Here is a 2,389-nt window from a genome sequence, read left to right on the forward strand (position 1 = left end):
CCGCACACGTCCTCGAACGCCGCATCGCACGCGTCGGCGATCGCGATGCCCGCGCCGCCGAGCTGCATCACGCCCTTCGGCGCGGCCCGCTCGTCGAGCACCGTCCGCGCATCCGCCATCAGGTACGCGCGCAGCGACGTGGTGCCCCAGTCGAGTGCGATCAGGCGCGGCGCCGGCGCTTGGCCGCCGGGCCGTGGTATTGCATCTTGCATAGGATTCCTCTGTTTTACGGTTGCAGCTCGATGCTTCGTCAGGCCCGTATCAGAAGAGCGTCTCGATACCCGCGTAGACGCCCGTCTGCCCGTGGCCCGGCATCGGCGACGCACCGAGCCCGTTGCCGTTGCCGAGCCCCGGCGACTGCGGGTTCACGCCCAGGTTCGCCCCCGCGCTGTTGAACACGTGCGCGGCCGTCGCATACAGGAACGTGCGCTTCGACAGGTCGTACATCGCGCCGAGGCCGATGATCGTCGAACGCCCTTCGCCGCTGTGGTCGGCGGTCCACTGGCCGGCGTCGATCTTCATCGAATAGACGGCGCTCTGCAGATGCAGGAACGGCGTCGCGTCGTACGTCACGCCGCCCCAGTAGTAGTTCGCGGTGCGCGACAGGCCAGCCGGCGTGTCGGGCGCGCTGTAGCGCGTATAGCCGAGCTGCACCAGTGCGGGGCCGAAGCGGTCGCGCACGCCGATGAACGCTTCCTGCGACGCGGTGAACAGGTTGTCTTCGCGGCCGTACTGGTTGCGGATCTCGTTCCAGATGGCGCGCACTTCGAAGTCGCCGTGCGTGTACGCGACCGTCGCGCCGTCGGAAAGGCCCGTTGCACCCACGTTGTTCGTCGAACCGCGCAGCCAGCCGTTCGAGCTGTTGCCGAGGTTCGCCTGCAGCGCGAACGAGAAGCCGCCGAACTTCGGCGATTCGTAGCGTATCCCGTTCGACAGCTTCGGGCCGTTGCGGTAGGACGTGAGCGACTCGACCGAATAGTTTTCCTCGAGCAGCGGATCGTACGACCAGATATAGCTGTTGATGAACGAGCCCTGCCCGAGCCGCAGGAAGCCGTAGCGCTCGTTCTTGAAGCCGACCCACGCGCCGCGCTGGAACAGCACGCCGCCGCCGTAGTTGCCGTTCGCCGCGTTGATCGACGATTCGAGCCAGAACACGGCCTGGTTGCCGCCGCCGAGATCCTCCTTGCCGGTGATGCCGAGAATGCTCGTCCCCCAGTCGTTGCCTTCCGAGAAGCGCGAGCCCGTCGAATGCGGGCCGTTCTGCACGCCGCTCAGGTACTGCACGTCGCCGCCCACACGCCCCCATACGGTGACGCTCGATTGAGCCTGCGCCACGGCCGGCACCGCCAGGGCCAGCGCCGCGATCCACCCATACTGTCGCATCTAGATCTCCTCCTTCTTTTCGTTCACGTCTCGCCCAATTTGGGAAAACGCTTTCCCTTTTTAGTAAAAAAATTTCGCGGCGTTTGTCGTGCGTCGTTTTCCGCCAGATCTCGAACGGAATGCGCGCGTGCTATGCTCGCGAAACGGGAAAGCGTTTTCATTGTCGGCGCGCGATTGCGCTTTTTCAAGAAAATTCTGGCCCTCCAAGGGATACTACCGAGTCCGATCGCGCGGCACGCATACGATGCCGCCGCGCGGTCGCCGCCACCGGCGCGCATGCTATGCTCGCCGGCAAAATGCACTGACACTCACTTTCATCGTGGCCAAGATCAACGAAGTCGCCGCCGCTGCAGGCGTCTCCATCGGAACCGTCTCGAAGTTCATCAACAAGACGAAGCGCTTCTCGCCCGACGTCGAGCGCCGCATCGCCGAGGCGATCGAGCAGCTCGGCTATGAGTCGAACCCGCTCGCGCGCTCGATGGCCACCGGTCAGACGGGCGCGGTCGGCGTCGTGATCCAGGACATTCTCAACCCGTACTTCACCGCGATGGTCAAGGGCGTGAACCGGATCGCGCAGCGCAACGACTTCGTCGTCCTGATCGTCGATGCCGACGAGAACCGCAAAGGCGAGCGGCCGGCGCTGACGAAGCTGAGCCGGCGCGTCGACGGGCTGATCCTGAACACCAGCATGCCCGACGACGACCTGCGCTGGACCGCGAGCCTCGGCAAGCCGGTGGTCGCGGTCGGTTCCGCGCCGCGCGACGGCCTGCTCACGCTGTACTCCGATCCGGTCCGCGCGGGCGAGATGCTCGCGCAGCACCTGCTGATGGAGAAGTACCAGCGCTTCGCGTACATCAGCCTGCCCAACGCACGCGGTGACGACGCACTCTCAAGTCAGCGCTGCACGAATGGCCTCCTGAAGCCAGACGAAGAGCTCGTATGCGCGTCCAGTCGTTAGAAGGAGGGCACCACCCAGCAACATAAGCTGACTCCAGATATGACGCAC

At 65.1% G+C, this 2,389-nt stretch carries 3 protein-coding genes; 1 reads left to right on the plus strand and 2 read right to left on the minus strand.

Features of this window, described 5'->3' with window-relative positions; translation table 11 throughout:
* Both G3N93_RS38565 and G3N93_RS38570 read right to left on the minus strand, forming a co-directional pair.
* The coding region (locus G3N93_RS38565) for a 2-dehydro-3-deoxygalactonokinase (RefSeq protein WP_206135388.1) at positions 1 to 212 on the minus strand (212 nt) is incomplete at its 3' end.
* A 49-nt stretch (positions 213 to 261) separates the two neighbouring features.
* On the minus strand, positions 262 to 1,383 hold the full coding sequence (locus tag G3N93_RS38570) for a porin (RefSeq protein ID WP_174932682.1): 1,122 nt from the start codon (positions 1,381 to 1,383) through the stop codon (positions 262 to 264).
* Positions 1,384 to 1,702: 319 nt separating this feature from the next.
* Between G3N93_RS38570 and G3N93_RS38575 the strand changes: the two genes are divergently transcribed.
* Positions 1,703 to 2,341, plus strand: a complete 639-nt coding sequence (locus tag G3N93_RS38575; protein WP_307873453.1) for a LacI family DNA-binding transcriptional regulator — start codon at positions 1,703 to 1,705, stop codon at positions 2,339 to 2,341.
* The last annotated feature ends 48 nt before the right edge of the window (positions 2,342 to 2,389 follow it).

The sequence above is a fragment of the Burkholderia sp. Se-20378 genome (assembly GCF_017104665.1).
GTDB lineage: Bacteria > Pseudomonadota > Gammaproteobacteria > Burkholderiales > Burkholderiaceae > Burkholderia > Burkholderia lata.

Coding starts and splice junctions, on each gene's coding strand:
- G3N93_RS38570 (WP_174932682.1), bottom strand. CDS start 1,383: ATGCGACAGTATGGGTGGATCGCGGCGCTGGCCCTGGCGGTGCCGGCC.